Below are 16,683 nucleotides of genomic sequence, written 5' to 3' on the forward strand. Positions count from 1 at the left end.
TTCACCTCGTCCAGAAGGTGACGAGGGCTTCCACGGCCTGGGCCACATCGTCCGGCCCCGTGTCGGCGGCCAGGACCGTGAGCTCTCGCGTCACGGGCCGACGGGGCGTGTGGACGAAGTAGTCGCGAGCGTGGCGGAGGAAGCCTGGCTCGTGGAGGAAGTACTCGGACTCGGCGGCGGTGTGGTCGGCGGTCTTGCGGCGGCGGTGGAGCGTCTCCGTTGGTACGTCGAGGTAGAGGGTGTGGTCGGGGCGCAGGAAAGAAAGCGTCTTGAGGCGGTCGCGGAGCTGGTGGTGGACGCCGTACCCGAACAGGGCGTCCAGGGCGTACGCGTGGGCGAGGAGGGTGTCCACGGACCGGTCGAGGATGACGAACTGCCTGCCGCTCGCGGCAACCTCGGCCACTCTGGTCGCCTCAATCTCCATGAACCTCTCGAAGGCGACGAGTTGGGCAGCCGCCGAGTCGGTACGGGCCGGAGGGATGTCGTCGCGGTGGACGATGTGCTTGACGTAGCAGTCGGAGACGAACGCCCGCGAGCCGAGGGCAGTGTGGCGGAGGTGGCGTATCGCCGTGGACTTGCCGGCGTAGGAGGGCCCCTCCAAGGCGATGATCAGCACGTCGACTCCTCCGTCCTGTAGAAGCGTTCGGCGTAGAGGCCGGGCCCATCGACGAGGTCGGCCGCCGTGGTGAAGGCGTGCCGGATCGGCCGGTACATCTTCCGCGCTGGATGCATCTGCGAGCCGTGCATCCGCAGGACGGTGACCTTGTCCAGGACGACGTCGGTGATGTCTACCAGCTCGGGCCGCATCGTCGCCCTCATACGTGTACGGAATAGGTGCTGGTCACAGCCGACGAGCGCGTACGTCGACCAGAACGCGAGGTCCTCCCAGAACCAGGTGCAGCCGAGGCGAACGGCGGCCTCGTGGACGAGGAGGTGGTCGGGGTGGCGGGTGACGGCGGCGGGGGCGAGGAGTTCGGCGCCGGGGTGGGCCGCGGCGACCCGACCGAGCTCCTCGGTGACCTGGTCAAGCACCTGTGGGTCGTGGGGACGGTACGGCGGCTCGGCGTCCTTGTGGCCGAGGAGGTGTCGGCGGGCGACGAACGGCGCGAGCGCGGCGGTACCCTCCCGGTCGCGCAGCTCGGACACGGTGTCGACGTCGGCGTACGTGACCTCCAGGGCGGGGTGCACGCTCCGGGACCGGGTGAAGACGGTGGCCACGGTCAGCGGTCGGGGGCGGGCGAGGAAGGTGCCCGAGGCCGAGAGGGCGAAGTCGTCGTGATGGGGTTCGATGGCGAGGACCGGGCGGCCGACGGGGGTGCGCGCCTCGATGTAGTACGGGACGCAGGCGTGGGGTGCGGTCACCTCTAGGACGCGGTGGTCGTCGTTCCGGTGGCGGGCGGCGAGCTGCTGGGTGTGCGTCTGGTGGGCGCGGTGGAGGTCGTCGGGGAAGGTGTAGATTCCGTGCCCGTCCGGCACTGGCAGGTCGACCAAGGGCTGGGGCTGGGGCTGGGGCTGCACAGGAGTCTCCTTCGTCATCGCACGGTCGTCTCGTACCAGTGGCGCCACATGCGGGGCGACCGGAGGCGCAGGCGGGCGGTCACGGGGTTCTGCCACCAGAGCATCCGCAGGCTCGACCACTGGTCGTAGCGGCGGGTCGACGGGCGCACGCGCAGTTCGTCGAGGATGGTCGCGGGCCGGTCGGTGGCCTGGCCGTGGGCGGTGAGACGGGCGAAGAACTCCACGTCCTCGCTCATGAACAGGTCGTCCCGGTACCCACCGATGTAGTGGAAGGCGTCGGTGGTGCAGAACTGGTTGACGCCCTGGGCCCCGCCGCGCCGGGTGCGGTAGTGGTCCCAGTAGGCGCACAGCAGGCGGGCGCCGAGCCGTTCCGGGGTGTAGAGCGGCGGGATGGCGCCGCCGACGGCCCCGGCGTCCATGGCGGCAGCAGCAGCGGTGACCGCCTCCAGGGGCAGAGCCACGTCCGCGTCGGTGAAGAAGAGCCGGCCGCTGCGGGCGGCTGCCGCTCCTGTGTTGCGGACCCGGCCGATGTTGCGGACGGACTCGGTGACGACGCGGACGCCGAAGGAGGCGGCCATGTCGGCGGTGGCGTCGGTGCTGGCGTTGTCGACGACGATCACTTCTCCCGTACGGCCGGTGCTCTCCTCCCAGCGGGTGAGTGAGGCGAGGACGGAGGGCAGGTAGCGGGGCAGGTAGGCGGCCTCGTTGAAGGCCGGGATCACTACCGACAGGGCGGGGGTGCTCATCAGCGCGTCCTTTCCGGGCGGCGCGTACGGAAGAGGTGCGGGGCCCGTCGGTTGAGGTCGTCCAGGCGGCGGGTCCACAGGACGCGGTCGTCGCCAGGGGAGGAGTGCGCCCAGGAGCGCAGGGTGTGGAAGACGCCCCAGGCGCCCAACAGGTGATGATCGAGGGCGAGGGGGTAGGCGTCTGTGACCGTGCGGGCGCGGGGAGTCGAGAGGGCGTCGGTCATGACGAGGGTCTGGGCGACGTCGGATTCGCGGGGACCGGCTGCGGCGTCAGTGAAGTCGACCAGGTGGCGGATGGCTCGGGGGCCGGCGATCACGACGTTGTCGCCGTGCAGGTCGCCGTGGCACCACACGGGCGCCGTGTGGACGGCGTCGGCGATGGCGGCCAGCGCGGGTGCGATGCGATCGAGGCTGCTGGGCGGGCAACGGCGGCCCAGTGAGGTGACCTGCTCGTGGAGCGGCCGGCGCGGGGCCGACGGCCGGACGGGGGCCCGGTGCAGGCGGCCGAGCAGGCCGGCCAGGTCTTTCAGAGCTCGCTCGTCGGAGATCAGGCCGGAGCGCATGGCGCTGCCGAGGGTGAGCGGGCCGAGGTCGGCGGTGACGAGGGCGGTCGCCTCGTGGCCTGGAACGTGCCCGTAGCCGATGAGGGCCGGTACGGGGACGTGGTCGGCCACGGCCCGGATGGCAACGCTCTCCGTGATCGCGTTGCGGCGTGCGGTCGCCGCGTACAGCTTGATCACGACACTGCGCCCGTCGGCCAGGCCCGCCCGGTACACGACGGTGCGCGTACGTGCGGACAGTCGGCGGGCGGTGCGGGCCGATACCCCAGTCAGGGCGAGGGCGGCGCGCGAGACAGCGGGCGGTACCCCCGCACTCACCGCACACCCGCCGGTTCCACGCCGACGGCACCCAGACGCCGGACATGACGCATGGCCCCTTCCAGGTGCCGCCGGTATTCGACGACTTCCTCCGTGATGGGGCAGTCGGCCTGCCACGGCTTCTCAGGACCGACGAAGTGCACGAGGGAGGCACTCGGATCGGGCTTCGGTGACCGCGTGACGACCCGGCGCGCCCAGTTCCCGCGTTCCAGGAATCGACCGACCTCGAACCGGTTGAAACCACCGGCCACCGGGCGCACTCGGCCGGATCGCAGAAGCCACAGGTTCAGGGCGTCCTGGTCGTTGTGGAGGATGTGGCGCCGGGCGTGGATCAGGGCCTGCTCGACGCCTCGGCGGATGCGGGGCATGTGGTCGGTGTGGGTCCAGAGCACGCCCACGTTGAAGTACGGGCGTCCGCGCAGATGAGGCCAGCGCTCGGCGGCTCCTGGCAGCGCCGGGCACTCGCCGACGGCAGGGTTGAACTCGTCCCGCACGGCGCCAGTCTCGTCCGACGCAAGGGAGCCGAGCGGCTCGCTCACGTCTCCGCGTACGAGCACGTCGGCGTCCACGTAGATCAGGTAGGGACGGCGGACGAAGCTCGGCGTGAACTCGAACCTCAGATAGGTGGTGACGGTGATGTACGAGGCGTCTGCCATGCGCGAGGAGCGCAGAGGGGCGCAGCGGCGGAGGTCGAAGGAGCCGAAGCCGGCCCGCTTGGCGAGGTCGGCGAGGAGGAGGGCCTGCGCCGGGGTCAGGTCGAGGGTGAGCACCCGTACGGCGGCGTCGCGGCGGGCCGCCGGGGTGAGGCTGTCGGCCAGGCCGGCGAGGGCGGCGAGGCCGGGGACGAGGTACTGCTGGTCGATGCAGAGGCCGAACGCGTACACGGCGACTTCGCCTTTCGGGCGTGGTGCACGGGCATGACGGAAGGGCCGGCAGCGAGCGCGGTCGCTCACGGCGTGTCTGTGGCTTCGGAGCGGGCGAGGATTTCGAGGCTGTTGGGGTCGTCGGTCTCCCAGTGGGGGCCACCGCCGGTCGGCGGCCGCAGCACCCACACGGTGCCGCCGGCGCGGACGTCGGTGACGATCGCCCGCCGTCCGCCGCCGTCCCGGACGAGGTCGCCGACCCAGGCGCGCCGGGCGCTCACGAGCCGTCCTCCTCGTACGTGCCTGTCTGCGTGAACCAGCCGGAGGCCGCGTCCGCGATGTCGCGGCGACAACGGGCCTGGCCGGGGGTTCGACGGGTCCGGATGCCGCTCGACGCGTCCGCGAGGAACCCTCCCCGGTCGCGGAGGAGAGCGCCGAGAACCGCGAACTGGGCGGCGTCGGCGGCGACATGCGTCAGGCCGCCGACGACGACACCTCGGATCATTCCGGCGGACAGGGCAGCCGTGACGGCCTGCCAGCCCGGCCGCTCCATGAGCGGCAGCGACGGGGCGGGGTCGGACCAGATGCCGGCGACGTGCCAGTGCCGGGCGTCGGCGTAGCAGCGGCTACGCTCCTCGCTCTCACCGAGGGTGGTGGAGGTGGTGGCGCAGGAGTAGACGGCGACGGGTACGTGCCCGAGGCCGCCGGGCGGGTTGGTCGGCATGCCCACAAGGCTGCTGGGCTGCGGAGTCGGGGCCCAGGCACGGCCCGTCGCAGTGGAGAGACTCCGTATCCGGTCGGACTGCCACGCCGCGTGGCAGCGGAAGCAGGGTCGCCCGAACGTGTGCCACGCCCCGTAGCAGTCGCGCTGATGGCCCGCCCGTACCTACTACGGGCCGTGATACTTGGGCTCGTAGGTCAACGCACTCCGAGGGGTACGCCCGCGGAGTTCGCCAGTCCTCGCAGTCGGTTGACGGACACCCCGGCGAGTCGACTGATGATGACGCCGGGAAGCATCTGGTGACGCACCCATCCCGGGGCCATAGCGCAGACAGCCTGGAGGGTGTCGGCTGCGGCCTCCCACCGTCGGCATTCGACCTGGGTGAGCGCTACGTCCAGGCCGTAGCGGGCCCGAGTGGCCAGGGGCACCGTGTCGTCCAGGCGAACGGTGTCCATGAGCCGTAGCGCTCCAGCCGTATCGCCGAGGGCCACGGCGATACTCATGGCCTGCGTTGCGGCGTACATCGGTCCGTACGGCTGGGCGTGCGCGCCACGGGCATGTTCGTCCCCGATTCGGGCGGCGACGGCGTGCGCCTGGGAGAGGTATTCGCGGGCGTTGTCCGAGCTCGCACCGCCTCGGGACGCGGCGACGGCGGCGTTCGTGACGAGCTGCCCGTACACGCTCAGCCGGTCCGGGTCGTGCTCGCTCATCTTGGGCTCGATCCGGTCGGCTTGTGCTGCGGCAAGGAGGAAGCCCTGCTTGGTCCGGCCGTCGCGGAGGTTGACCCACGCGGTGGTGGCGGCAAGGTGCGCGTCACGGAGATCATCTCCGCCTTGCACGGCGATCTGCCGTCCATATGTCAGCGCCGCATACGCCAGATCTCGTGATCCGAGCACGTTGGCGGCCATGCCCGCCGTCTGAAAGGTGTCGATCAAGACGCCGGCGGCGGCCTCCCGCTCGTCGAGGCCGGCCATGTCGAACCTGGCTCGCGCTTCGGGAAGGAGCCGCCCAAGGAGAGTGCCGAGCTCGGTGTACCGGCCTCCCCAGTACGCGGCGTCCGCACGACGGACGACGGCGCGGAGCTCTTCGACGGTGCCTGGCTCGACATCGGCGGGGATGCCGATGGCCGCGTCGTGGGTGGCAGCGGAGACCAGGCGCAACGCGGCACGCTCGTCGCGGTCCATGGACCGCCGTGGCGCCTGCTGGCCGAGGAGGACGGCGATGTCCGTGCCGAGCGCGTCGGCGATCGACAGCAAGGACGGCAGCGAAGCCGTTCCACCGCGTTCGAGCTTGCGGACCACGCCGACGGACACGCCGGCCGCCTCCGCCAACTGCTCCTGTGTCATGCCGCCGCGCAGCGCCTTCAAGCGCTCAGAGGTGGTGTACTCCGACCACTGCATGCTTCAGAACCTCCGCGTAATGGGCCCCACACGGACAGTACTGGCTGGAGCGGTGGAGCCGACAGCCTTTGATCAGACCGCAGTTGAGTTCACGCGGCGGGCACCGCCGTGACACCGAGGAGGGCCTCCAACTCGGTCACGGCCTCATCCTCGTCCGTGACGTGGACCGTGGCGATGCCCAGATCGGCGGCCGGCGGAAGGTTCACCGCGTGATCGTCCACGAACACGCACCGCTCGGCGGGCAGCCCGATCCGCTCCAGGGCGAGTTCGTAGATCGCCGGATCGGGCTTGGCCATGCCGACCAGCTCGGAGACGACGTGCACGTCGAACAGGTCCCAGATGCCGACGTGTTCGTACGGGTTGAACGGGTCGAGGCCGAAGCTGTTGGACAGCAGGGCAAGCCGGTGGCCGGCGGCATGCGCGGCACGCGCGAGCGCGACCATCCGGCGGGCCACGGGCACCCCGGCCCAGGCCCGCCCCATCAGGTTCACCGGATCCACGTGCGCACCCAACAGCGCGGCCGTGCCCTCGTTCCACTCGGCCTGCCCGATCTCCCCGATCTCCAGAGCCGTGTACAGACACCGGCCCTCAGGGTGATCGTTGAGAGTGCTGCGCCACGCGCCCGGAGCCAGCCCTTCTGACACGCACCAGGCGCGGTGGACATCGATCGGGCTGGCGGTAAGCACCCCGGCGAAGTCGAGGATCAGGCCACGCCTGTCGGCGACATCAGTCCTGTGCAGCATCCGGCGATCGTTCCTTCCCTGATGGGTTCTCCGGACGACGCTACCGCGTATCGACCACGCGACCGGGCGAAGCCTCCCTCACCGATTCGCGCGAGCAACCGGTGCCCCATCCGAAGGAGCGCCTGGTCTGAGGGACGCTCGATGGCAGACACAGGCCGTTCATCCGCGCCTTCGCGTCCCGCCCGTCGAGCCCTAGCGACCACGGCACGCCGCTGCCCCGTGCGCCCAGGCCAGCTCATCGCCAGACGCCAGTGAAGAAAATCCACCGTTTCCGCACCAGACGTCAGGCCCCGCATCAGGCACGACGCCTCGCTGCGCTGATCAGAAGGACAGCATCGCGAGGCACAGTCTGAAACCGACCGGCACGGATTCAATCTCACTTCTAAAGCATCTATCCCAGAGATTATCCCGCCCTCCAGGAAGGACTCTTACTCGGCCTCAGACTCCTCCTCCGAGGTCGATTGCGTGAGCGAATATCGGTCAATTTCCCAGACATCACTCCACAAAGTTAAGAGCCGGCTCCGATCTCAGCACACGTCACCGTACCAATGCTCGTCTCGGCTCAGATGCCGGTACCCCACCCACTCCTGCGCCAGCCGTCGCCCTCTGGCCAATAGGATCGTCGACCTTTTGCGGTGGTCCACAGGTAGCCAGCCAACCAGATCCGCAGCCATGGACATTTCGGCAGGAGGCTCTTTGCCTTGCCGTGGGACGCCCATGTCCAGCAGTGCGGTGTAGAGCCGTTCCGTGGGCCGGACCGGTGGAAGTTTCTGCTTACGCGCGATGTCCGCGGCCGCAGCCGGAATGCGGAGGCCACTGAGGTCGAGATCGCCGAAGTACCGGACCTCGGCGATGTCTCGCTTCGCCGAGATCGTGTGGATGGACGCGCGGAAGGTGCCGCCGAGACCCCAGGCCACGTACCCCAGCCGATGATTTTCAGGGAGAGTATTGACGAGGGACCACCATGTGGTCACGTTCTCGACAACCAGAAGCACGTCCCCCATACCGACGCGTTGGTAGTAGCCGTCACCCACCTTTTCGACGAAGTCCTCCGCCAGCAGGGGCGGATGGACCGTGAATGTGCGCAGAACCTCGTGGAGTCGATCACGGTCCCCAAAGAGCGGGCCGGAACGGAGAGTGTCAAGGGTCTTCTCAGGCATAGAGAAGTCCTCCTCCGAGCCGAATCGGCCGAAGATCTCCAGAGCGCGCTCCCGTAGGGGTACACGAAAAAGGTCCGGACCGGAGAAGAACCATGCGTTGACGGCCAGGTAGGCAGCCCGTTGGCGGTCAGTTGCGGTGCGCCACTCCTTCGCCAACCAATACAGCTCGTGGTGCCAGACCGGCATCGGCGGCACGGGCTTGGGAGCGGCGTCGGGTAGCAGCCAGATACCCACCGGCAGTGTCACTGTCTCGCGTGTACGCTTCTTGAATTGCTCAATCTTGCCGTGTTCCTCAAGAGAGTCCAGCTGCCTTGCGAGAACAATGGGTTCGTATTCATTCTCTGGATTCCGCAGAGGAACTTGCCGGAAGGCGGTCCACACCTCGTCCAACCCAATACGGGTACGGCTGGTCTTGCGGCCCTTCTTCCGCCTTGCCATGGCAGTGAGAAACCCCAGGAAGTCAATCTCTCGCTGCTTCATCAGCGCCTCCCCCTCCGTCGGGGTCATGGCCATCGTCGTTGGTGTCCTCCCTGGCCGGGTCGCCTGAGTCCGCGCCAAGGTACATGATCCGAGTAGCTGTAATCTGCCCTCCGCCATCCGGGGCGTCGAGGGCGTCGAGCTGCTCTTGGACGCGTTGAGCCACCATCAGGTACTTCCGACCAGTGCGCAGGTCCGCGTCGTTTCGGAGCCGAAGTACGAGCGGGAAGCGCTTGAGAGTGTTGTCGTCCGAAAGCCCTGTGGTGTAGATGAGCTGCACACCGAGCGCCTCCGCTACCTTGCGCTGCAGGTCCAGCAGATAGTCGGCGTTGGCCCGGCCGATGGGGTTGTCGAGGAAAAGTACGCCGGAGTGGGTGTGCCGCACATGCCCACGGTCATTGGCACGAAGTGCGGCCATGGTGCAGTAGAGCAGAATCGCCGCAGTTAGCACCTGGCCGCCGGAGAAGACATCCTTGATCTCCGACACCCGGACACGTTCGGTACGCAGAACCGCATCAGGCTTCAGCACCTCCACATGGAACCCGCGTGGGACGGCTGCTCTTACACCGCGGAGCAGCAGTGACATGCCATCGCGCTTTACGGCACGGCCGTCGGTGTTCCGGCCGGCCGCTGCTTCGTCGATCACCTCTGCGAGCGCCTCCGCGAGGTGCACGTCATCGGTCTGCCGGAAGCGGAAACGGAGGAACTCCTCGCCTGACCAGTCGCCCAGGGTGTCGGGAAGACGTGAGACCCGTTGAGCCCGCCGGAGCGTGTTGAGGGCGTTGCTGACGAGCCCGCGCAGGTTATCCACGATCAGCCGACGGTGAACTTCTGTCTGTTCTAGGTCTTCGTCAAGCGACAGTAGTCGCGGGTGCAGGGCCTCGGCCCATTCCCCTGCGCGAGCAGCGGTCGTCTGCCAGCCCGACACACGGATCTGGCTCTGCACCGGCAGGAGAAGATCCTTGAACTCTGCGGCGGTAGCATGCCGCTGCAACGCGCCTGCCCGCTCCTCAAGGGCCCTCTCATCGGTCTCACGGGTCCTCGCAGCGGATGTGACGGCCTTGCGCAGCACCGTATACGCGTGCTGCGCCGACTCCGCATCATCCGGATACGGCTCTACGTCGACGCGGCCTGGAGCCGTTGCGTCGGCTGCGTGCTCCGTGTCGCCTGCCACGGTTCCGGTGATGAATCGGAAGGAGCGCGCCGCCGTTTGCGCTTCCTCCAACCGCTGCTCAGCCTCTACATGCTCCTTCTCGCGCTCGGCGTGTGCTTGAAGAGCGGTGACGCTGCGCGCGGCGGCGTGTTCTGCGGCCGCGATGCACCGAGGGATGTCTGCGGGAGCCTCCGGCAGCAGCACTCGGCTGGTGACCCGCTTCGTCGCCTCGTCGAACTGATCCCTGCACCTCGAATGGGCGACGACCGCGTTCTCCTTGGCCTTTTCCCGTAGTTTCACGAGACGTTCAGCGCTGTCCGTCTGGGCTGCGCGTGCGGATTCCTCGGAGCCTTGTGGGGTCTTCAGCAGCGCTGCGGCACGTACGCGCACGCGCTCGTCCAAGGCCAGGTATGCAGCGTTCGCACGGGCAGCCCGCCCCTCGGCGTCGCTCTTCTCCTTCAGGAGATCGCTGCCAACCTCCACCCGGGTGTAGTTCTGGACGGCTTGTGCGTACGCGCTGTCCAGCAGGGCGATGGACAGGTCGGGGACGGGGTCCGAGACCGGCACCTCTTCGCCGCCGGGCAGCTTGGCGCGCCGTTCGTTGAGCGAGCGAACGGTACGGCGGGCCTCGTCGGCGCTCCGTCCATGTTCGGAGACCTGCGTCTGGTGCTGTTCGGCAAGCTTCTCGGCTTCCTCAGCCTTCTTGTGGTGCGCCTCTGCCTGGGCCCGTGCGTTCCTCTCCTTCTCGGCCAATGCCGGGACGCGGCCCGTCTGCACGGACAGGTCGACAAGCCGACGCTCCTGCTTGTCCAACTTCTTCTCCGCACCGTACAACTCAGGCAGTTCCTTGCCGACCTCTCCCCTCCTGTTCTGGACCGCCTTGAGAGCGTTCTGGCAAGCGGTGACAATGTCCAGGGCCTCGGCATGGAGACGCCGCGTATCCGCCCACTCCTGCTCCAGAGTCGCGAGCGATCCCACGGGATACGTTGCACGCCATTCCTCGACCCGGTGTAGGAGCCGTTGATCCGCTGTACGCCGAGCCTGCAGATCCCTCAGTTCCGAGACACGTTCGGCGTGACGCAGCTCGATCTGCCGGTGCTCGGCAGCAGCCGCCTCCGGGTCGTGCAGCGCAGGGTGCAGCGGAATCGCGGTGGCCACACTCGCAATGGGATCGGCTCCGGATTCGTCGAAGGCACGGGTCGTGGCGACGGCAACGTGAACTGTCGGCTGAGGACTCAGTTCGGCGAGCAAGTTTTCGGCTTTGGGAAGGTCGGCGGGGTCGTTCAGGAGCACGCCAGCAGCGAGGTGAGGCGATCGCCGCACCCACGCACGGCGCCGCTCTAGGTCCGGAATGCCGGCCAGGTACTGCCATCCCGAAGTGGCGATAATGCCTGCGTCTTTGAGGAACGCGCACGCGTCCGCGATCACGGCTGGCGGAGGCAGGAGTTCCCCGTCGGCCAATGCCAGCCGCGCCCGCTCGTCAGCGTATTCGGCGGCGTTGAGGGCGGTAATGTCACGTTCTGATGCTGAGATCGTCTCACTCAGTCGCCTGCGCAACTCCTCCGCATCGCGGTCGAGGTCGGCCTGTTCGCTGTCCAGCAGCTCAAGCGTCCGGGGCTCGTTCTCCAGCTTCCTGGTCCGCCTGACGGCTTCCTCGTGGTCGCTCGACGCCTTGTCGCGAGCCTGCTTGCGTCCCGCCGCTTCTTCCGCCGCCTCCCTCAGCTCGTCCTGAGCAGTGGCTTCCCGCTCGGTGAGTTCTTCTCGCTCCTTCTCCAGGTCGGCGATACGACGGCGCAGCTTCCCTAGCTCATCCCCTACTTCACGAAGGCGGCTCGGCAGCGCCTCGGCGTCGGACAGCAGTCCTTCGGTGACTGCATCGCTGACGCGCGCCATCACCTCAGCAATGTCCTTGAGGCAACCATCGGCCGTGTTCTCCGCGACGACGGCGGTCTTGAGTTCGTCCCGTGCGGTCGCGCGGGCGGTGGCCAATTTCTCCTTGTGGAGGTCGCGCTGCTCGAGTTCCGTGGCCTCGACCGCGGCTGCCTCGTCGGCGCCGGCCAAGAGCGCGCGCGCCAGACGACGTGCCGCGTCGTCCCGCTCCTTGAGCGCCGGCCGGGCCTTTTCCTCGGTCGCGACGACCAAAGCGGTGAGGTCCTTCACCGCTGCGGCACTGACGTCGTGCTCCAGAACCTTCGGTGTCGCCTCCCATGCCTTCCACTCCTCTTGGGCCTGCACAAGTTGCCTGTCACAGGTCCCCACGAGGGCATTGGCCTCGGAGAGCCGCATCTCAGCGAGGAGCCGTGAGAGTTCCGCCTCGATGTCCTCGCACTCCTTCTTGTGGCGCGCGGCCAGCGCCAGCTCCTTGCGAGTGCGCTCGCTCTCCCTGCCAAGTACCTCCTGCTTGCCTTCTTCGACTTCGGCACGGGCACGTACCTGGGCAGCGAAACGGACGAGCGCCAGCTCCGCCTCCTTGTATGCGCGAACCGAATCCTTCAGCGCACGGCCCGCCACGTCGACCGGCCCCAGAAGGTCAAGGGCTCCGGCGACGAACGCGCGCTCCGTGACCAGGGTGCCGCGATTGGCCAGCCGCTGCACATGGTCGTTCACCAGGGACGCAAGAGGGTCCAGTTCCTTCGTGCGGATCACAACACCCAGCAGGAACTCTACGAACTTGGCGTCGGAATCGAGCGTCAGAGCGTTAGCTGCCTCGCCCTCGTCCACGTTCATGGCTCGCTGGTAGCGGAACAGCTCTGGGTCGATGTCGAGTTGCTGAAGCCGCTCTTTCCAGTCGCCTTGATGGGAAAACCACGCCAGCTCAAGGCTCTGGTCCGCTGCGTAAGCCTCGTGCAGCTCTCGCTTGTACGCCGCCAGGCGCAGGGGCTGGCTCTCGGCCTTAAAGGGCAGCACGTCCAGCGACATCCCGTCGTTGGGGCGCAGGCAGTACCACTGCTGTTTGAGCGCGTCGACCGCGGCAGAGGCCGACTGCTGCCGCCACTCCATCACCTTGCCGGTCAGCAGCAGCTTCCCGGTGCTGACGTCCATCCATTCCAGAACGATGTGCGAGACGTCTTTCGCAAGGACGAAGTTGTCGAGTACGCGAGTGTTCGTGGTGCCTAGAGTCTGCCGTCGGTCGGGGAGCAGAACGGAGAAGATCAGCTTCAGCAGCACTGACTTCCCGCCACCGTTCTCCAGGAGGATCACCGTAGCCGGCGAGGGCCGCAGCAGGGGTGGAGCGTCGCCGAAGACGGAGCCCTGGTAGTGCTCGACGGGGCGGCCGGCGCCGCCCAGGTCCAGCACGACATCGGGAAATCGCGCGCCGGTAGGGCCTACGGACCGGAGCCGGACCCGGGAGAGTTCGTACACTTGGTGCCTTTTCTCGGTCGTAACGTCAGTCGTCGTACAGCGTGGTCTCGTCCGTCACGCTCAACCCGCCACGTTCCGCGGGCAGGGGCACCTTGAGATCGAGCAGCTCCTGGTAGGCCCGGGTCGCCGCAAGTTCCCGTACGTGGAGCTGGTACCGATGTGTGGACCGATACATCTGTTCCCGTCGCTCAGGATCGACCCCCATCGACTTGAGCATGCCGTGATCGCACAGGTAGGTGAGGGTGTTCGTGACTACCGTGCGCGTCGCCGCGTAGCCGGCGCGACGCTTCTTAGTGGGGGCGACTTCGGGGCGGCTCCGGTAGGCGTGCCAGGCACGTTCGAGTTCGGGAGCGTCTGCGGGCGGATCGTCATCTTCTTCGGCTTCCGCCGCACGTTCGGCGAGGGTGTCGCACACTGAGCGGACGTAGCGGTCCACCTCGGAAACCCATACGCGGCCGGTGCGGCCGTCGTCCACAAGATCCTCCGCTCGGGGAAAGCAAAGTGCGGCAACTGCCAGATGGGCGATCCCATGAAGGACACGCTCGGCCGTCCGTGGTTCACGCACCCTTGCCTGTCGCACGAACTGGTCCATACGTGTCTCGAATACCGAGTTCGGCAGCGCCGTGTGCACGATGCCGGAACGCATGGAGACGCCGAGGACCCGAAGGCCCAGGCCAGCGGCCACTCGATTGACGAGAAACCCGAAATCGGGATCTTCCTCGTATCGTCTGACCAACATTTCATAGTCGTCGTCCCGGGACGGAAGGAGCTTGGCCCGAAAGCCATAGCCGACGAGCAGAGCGGCAGCCTCGGCGTCATCGCCCGCCGTTTCGATGGTCACCGGTTTAGATTCCTTTCCTCTGCATCCTCCACTCCCCTGACGGTTGCGGGCCGGTCGAGCCTTGCCGTGGACAGCAATAGGTCGTCACCGACAAAGCCGTGTTCCTCGAAAATGGAACTGGCCGACACCGCGATGAGCAGCCGGTCCTGGTCGTTGCGCAGCGCGGATCCCAGCTGGGGACTGAAGGCCCGCAGGGCCGCCAGCACGACCAATTCCGGCAGATCGTCGTCCAGAAGCGCCGCCTCGGCCACTACGTCAGAGAGAGTGCGCGCAGAGTCCGGAATATCCAGCAGTTCGCGCGCCAAGCGCTGCTGCTCGGCGCTGAATCGGACCTCGTCCTCGGGAGCCAGCGGCCCCGGAACATCCTCCTCCTCAGCAAAACGGCTGTACACGGGCGGTGGCGCAAGGAGCGTAGGAACCAGTGCCCCCAGGTTGACCTGAGCCTGACGTTCAGGCCCCACGGCGCCCTCCACAAACACCTCCAGCGGAGCGGCGGCCTCTCCGACTGTCAGCGCGAGGGAGGGGTGCAACAGATCGCTGTGCAGATCCAGGAAGGCCCGCCGAGGCGTTCCGGCGAACTGCTGTCGGTCTTGCTGGCTACGGAAGAGCGCGCGTGCCCCCAACAACCGGTGCTGCAGCACCGTGTGTCGGCGAATGCAGTCTCCAACGATGTGGACCAACTCTGCAGCCCGTCGCTTGGTGCGGAAGTCCTGTGCGGAATCACGATTACTCAGGATCGATCGTTCGATCGCCTGCTCCTCATGGATGCGCGCCTCCACATGGGTCAACGCCTCGTTGAGGACATCAGGCACTTCCTGCATCCAGTCGACTGTTCGGACGTTCCGCTCAGTGGCGTCAAGGTGTCGACGGATTGTTTCGCTGTACTGAATTGTGCGCACTCTGGCCTGCTCGGCAACCTGCCGGGCGTCCGCAAATCGGCCTCGGTCGATCAGGTTGCGCAGCCTTACCTCGGCAGCGATCTGAGCAGATTCCACGTCGGTGTCGAGAGCACCCACGAGAACGTTAAGGGCCTCGTGAGAGGCGAGTAGGTAAAGATCACCTTGAGCGTCGGTGCGCTCTTCGAGGATTCGAAAACCGAAGTCCTTGAACTCATACGCTCCCGAGGAATTTATCGACCCGTATTTCCAGCGGAATGCACGGTCGGATTCCCGGACGTTGATGAGACTCTCCAGCACCCAGGCGGCAACCCTGCCGTGCTCGCCACCAGAGCGGTCCGGTGCCTGTCGTGCAACAAAGCGCTGCGCTCGTTCCAACACGTGCTCGTGGCGTGCCCCCGACTCAAAATCCATGGCGATGGCGACCTGGTCAATGATGAACAGCGCCACCTCTGCCATCTGGTAGCGCTCGCCCTCCATCCAAGGCTGATTCGCCTTGCGAACCTCAAGATCGTGCAACGGTGCGGTACACGCCAGAGCCTTCATCCGGCGGGACAACCCCTCGTCCACCCACCCGCCTTGCACTCCCTCCCCATAAGACATGCGCAGAACCGTAGCCTCTACCCAACCCCTGCCACATCGACACATTTCCGATCATGGCGAATTCTCGACAGCGCACAGCGTTGCATGTACACAACAAGAACCTTCGTTCGCCATTACTGCAGGAAGCGAGGGTTGCGGAACCACACCCTCCGGAAATTTTCGGTATGTATCGCTTGATAAGTCGGCTAAAAAAGGCCAACCACGGAGCCCTACGTTGAGCAGTATCTCCCGGTTCGCGTCATCGCCGACACGAACCGGGACAATCACGATGCTGTCTGCTCGGCGGGTGCCGGCGGAAGGGCTGCCGTGGTCCAAGCTTGCTTGGCCTGCTGTTTGGTATCGAGTTCCCCTGTTGCATGGGAGAACCTCACCAGACCTGCCTGAGACCCCCGCGACTCCACGAGTTCAACCTCAGTAGCGGCTCGCAGATCAGGTAGCGGATGCCGCCCGCATACGCTCCTACCCCGTGGGCGCGAGACCACTTCGGGAAGCGCCTTCGCCCAGCAGCGTTTCATGCCAGGATCGCCCCGAAGGCACTGGTCTTGGGCAGCCAGTGAGCCTGACACCTCAGCTCGAAGGAGCAGCATGGAACCCCGCAGCGCGGCTGCTGTCGGCAGGGACTTCCCGTACACCGCGAAGACGCTGTGCTACATCGAAGTAACCAAGGAGGGAGCGGTGTCTCACGGCGTTGATGCCGGCACTTACGAGCGGGCTCTCAGCGGGGAGTCCCGACTGTTCGCCGTATGGCCTGGCTCCTGGCGAAGCGACCTCTTCGCCATCGACGACCTCGACGAGTATGCCCGCGCACACGGGCTCCTTCACGATCAAGAGCGCACCGGGCTCGCTGACCACGAGCACGCCGTCCGCTGGACGCTGGACCCCAGCGAGAAGAAGCCGATGGGCAGCTACATCACTGTCCGTGTCCATCTGGACTGCGGATGCGCCATCAACGACCTCGACGCGTTCGCCAAGCAGATGCACGCCCAGCAAGGATGGGACATCGCCACAACTGGCGGGTGGGGCGGGAGTACCACATCAGGAACCTACATGCGCGTGCGTCGCAAGAGTCTGGACTCCTGACCGGCCGCGTGCGTGCGCGATGCGTGAGCGGACGGGTCACCACCAGGCGTCACGCGCAGGATCAGGCGCCGTGCCGCACGGCGCTGATCAGGCAGAACAGCACCGCTCGGCACGGTCTGGAACCGCCCGGCACGGATTCGATCCCACTCCTAAGAAGTCATCTCATTTGGTGGAGTCGGTAGGCTGTCGGTCATGGTGGGGATCGTTGAGCGGCTGGTGCCGGATGAGTTGTGGGAGTTGT

14 protein-coding genes are annotated in these 16,683 nt (G+C 67.0%); 1 reads left to right on the top strand and 13 read right to left on the bottom strand.

Features of this window, described 5'->3' with window-relative positions; translation table 11 throughout:
* Position 1: 1 nt before the first annotated feature.
* The 13 genes from ACF1CT_RS31265 to ACF1CT_RS31325 all read right to left on the bottom strand — a co-directional run bounded on the left by ACF1CT_RS31265 (position 2) and on the right by ACF1CT_RS31325 (position 15,362).
* The gene (locus ACF1CT_RS31265; RefSeq protein WP_391787352.1) at positions 2 to 616 is read right to left on the bottom strand and encodes a hypothetical protein; all 615 of its coding nucleotides are present in this window, start codon (positions 614 to 616) and stop codon (positions 2 to 4) included.
* Positions 610 to 1,536: a PIG-L deacetylase family protein gene (locus ACF1CT_RS31270; RefSeq protein WP_391787353.1), complete on the bottom strand. Its 927-nt coding sequence runs from the start codon at positions 1,534 to 1,536 to the stop codon at positions 610 to 612. The genes ACF1CT_RS31265 and ACF1CT_RS31270 overlap by 7 nt, the downstream gene beginning before the upstream one ends.
* Complete coding sequence (locus tag ACF1CT_RS31275) at positions 1,533 to 2,264, bottom strand: glycosyltransferase (RefSeq protein WP_391787354.1); 732 nt, start codon at positions 2,262 to 2,264, stop codon at positions 1,533 to 1,535. The genes ACF1CT_RS31270 and ACF1CT_RS31275 overlap by 4 nt, the downstream gene beginning before the upstream one ends.
* Positions 2,264 to 3,142 (bottom strand): phosphotransferase, encoded by an 879-nt coding sequence (locus ACF1CT_RS31280; protein ID WP_391787355.1) that lies wholly within the window; start codon positions 3,140 to 3,142, stop codon positions 2,264 to 2,266. Before ACF1CT_RS31280 ends, ACF1CT_RS31275 begins: the two co-directional genes overlap by 1 nt.
* Positions 3,139 to 4,026 (bottom strand): glycosyltransferase, encoded by an 888-nt coding sequence (locus tag ACF1CT_RS31285; protein ID WP_391787356.1) that lies wholly within the window; start codon positions 4,024 to 4,026, stop codon positions 3,139 to 3,141. The genes ACF1CT_RS31280 and ACF1CT_RS31285 overlap by 4 nt, the downstream gene beginning before the upstream one ends.
* Before the next feature lie 65 nt (positions 4,027 to 4,091).
* Positions 4,092 to 4,286: a hypothetical protein gene (locus ACF1CT_RS31290; RefSeq protein WP_391787357.1), complete on the bottom strand. Its 195-nt coding sequence runs from the start codon at positions 4,284 to 4,286 to the stop codon at positions 4,092 to 4,094.
* Complete coding sequence (locus ACF1CT_RS31295; RefSeq protein WP_391787358.1) at positions 4,283 to 4,729, bottom strand: recombinase family protein; 447 nt, start codon at positions 4,727 to 4,729, stop codon at positions 4,283 to 4,285. The genes ACF1CT_RS31290 and ACF1CT_RS31295 overlap by 4 nt, the downstream gene beginning before the upstream one ends.
* 194 nt (positions 4,730 to 4,923) lie before the next feature.
* Positions 4,924 to 6,126, bottom strand: a complete 1,203-nt coding sequence (locus tag ACF1CT_RS31300) for a helix-turn-helix domain-containing protein (protein WP_391787359.1) — start codon at positions 6,124 to 6,126, stop codon at positions 4,924 to 4,926.
* 89 nt (positions 6,127 to 6,215) lie between these two features.
* The gene (locus tag ACF1CT_RS31305) at positions 6,216 to 6,869 is read right to left on the bottom strand and encodes an HAD-IA family hydrolase (protein ID WP_391787360.1); all 654 of its coding nucleotides are present in this window, start codon (positions 6,867 to 6,869) and stop codon (positions 6,216 to 6,218) included.
* 527 nt (positions 6,870 to 7,396) lie between these two features.
* Positions 7,397 to 8,509, bottom strand: coding sequence for a hypothetical protein (locus ACF1CT_RS31310; RefSeq protein WP_391787361.1), 1,113 nt, complete (start codon positions 8,507 to 8,509; stop codon positions 7,397 to 7,399).
* Positions 8,490 to 13,022, bottom strand: coding sequence for a hypothetical protein (locus ACF1CT_RS31315; RefSeq protein ID WP_391787362.1), 4,533 nt, complete (start codon positions 13,020 to 13,022; stop codon positions 8,490 to 8,492). Before ACF1CT_RS31315 ends, ACF1CT_RS31310 begins: the two co-directional genes overlap by 20 nt.
* Before the next feature lie 25 nt (positions 13,023 to 13,047).
* Positions 13,048 to 13,863: a hypothetical protein gene (locus ACF1CT_RS31320; protein WP_391787363.1), complete on the bottom strand. Its 816-nt coding sequence runs from the start codon at positions 13,861 to 13,863 to the stop codon at positions 13,048 to 13,050.
* A complete protein-coding gene (locus ACF1CT_RS31325) occupies positions 13,860 to 15,362 on the bottom strand; it encodes a hypothetical protein (protein WP_391787364.1) in 1,503 nt (500 codons plus the stop codon). Before ACF1CT_RS31325 ends, ACF1CT_RS31320 begins: the two co-directional genes overlap by 4 nt.
* A 585-nt stretch (positions 15,363 to 15,947) precedes the next feature.
* On the opposite strand from ACF1CT_RS31325, the gene ACF1CT_RS31330 reads away from it, so the two are divergent.
* Complete coding sequence (locus ACF1CT_RS31330; protein ID WP_391787365.1) at positions 15,948 to 16,442, top strand: hypothetical protein; 495 nt, start codon at positions 15,948 to 15,950, stop codon at positions 16,440 to 16,442.
* The last annotated feature ends 241 nt before the right edge of the window (positions 16,443 to 16,683 follow it).

Source organism: Streptomyces sp. NPDC014734 (assembly GCF_043083325.1).
Lineage (GTDB): Bacteria > Actinomycetota > Actinomycetes > Streptomycetales > Streptomycetaceae > Streptomyces.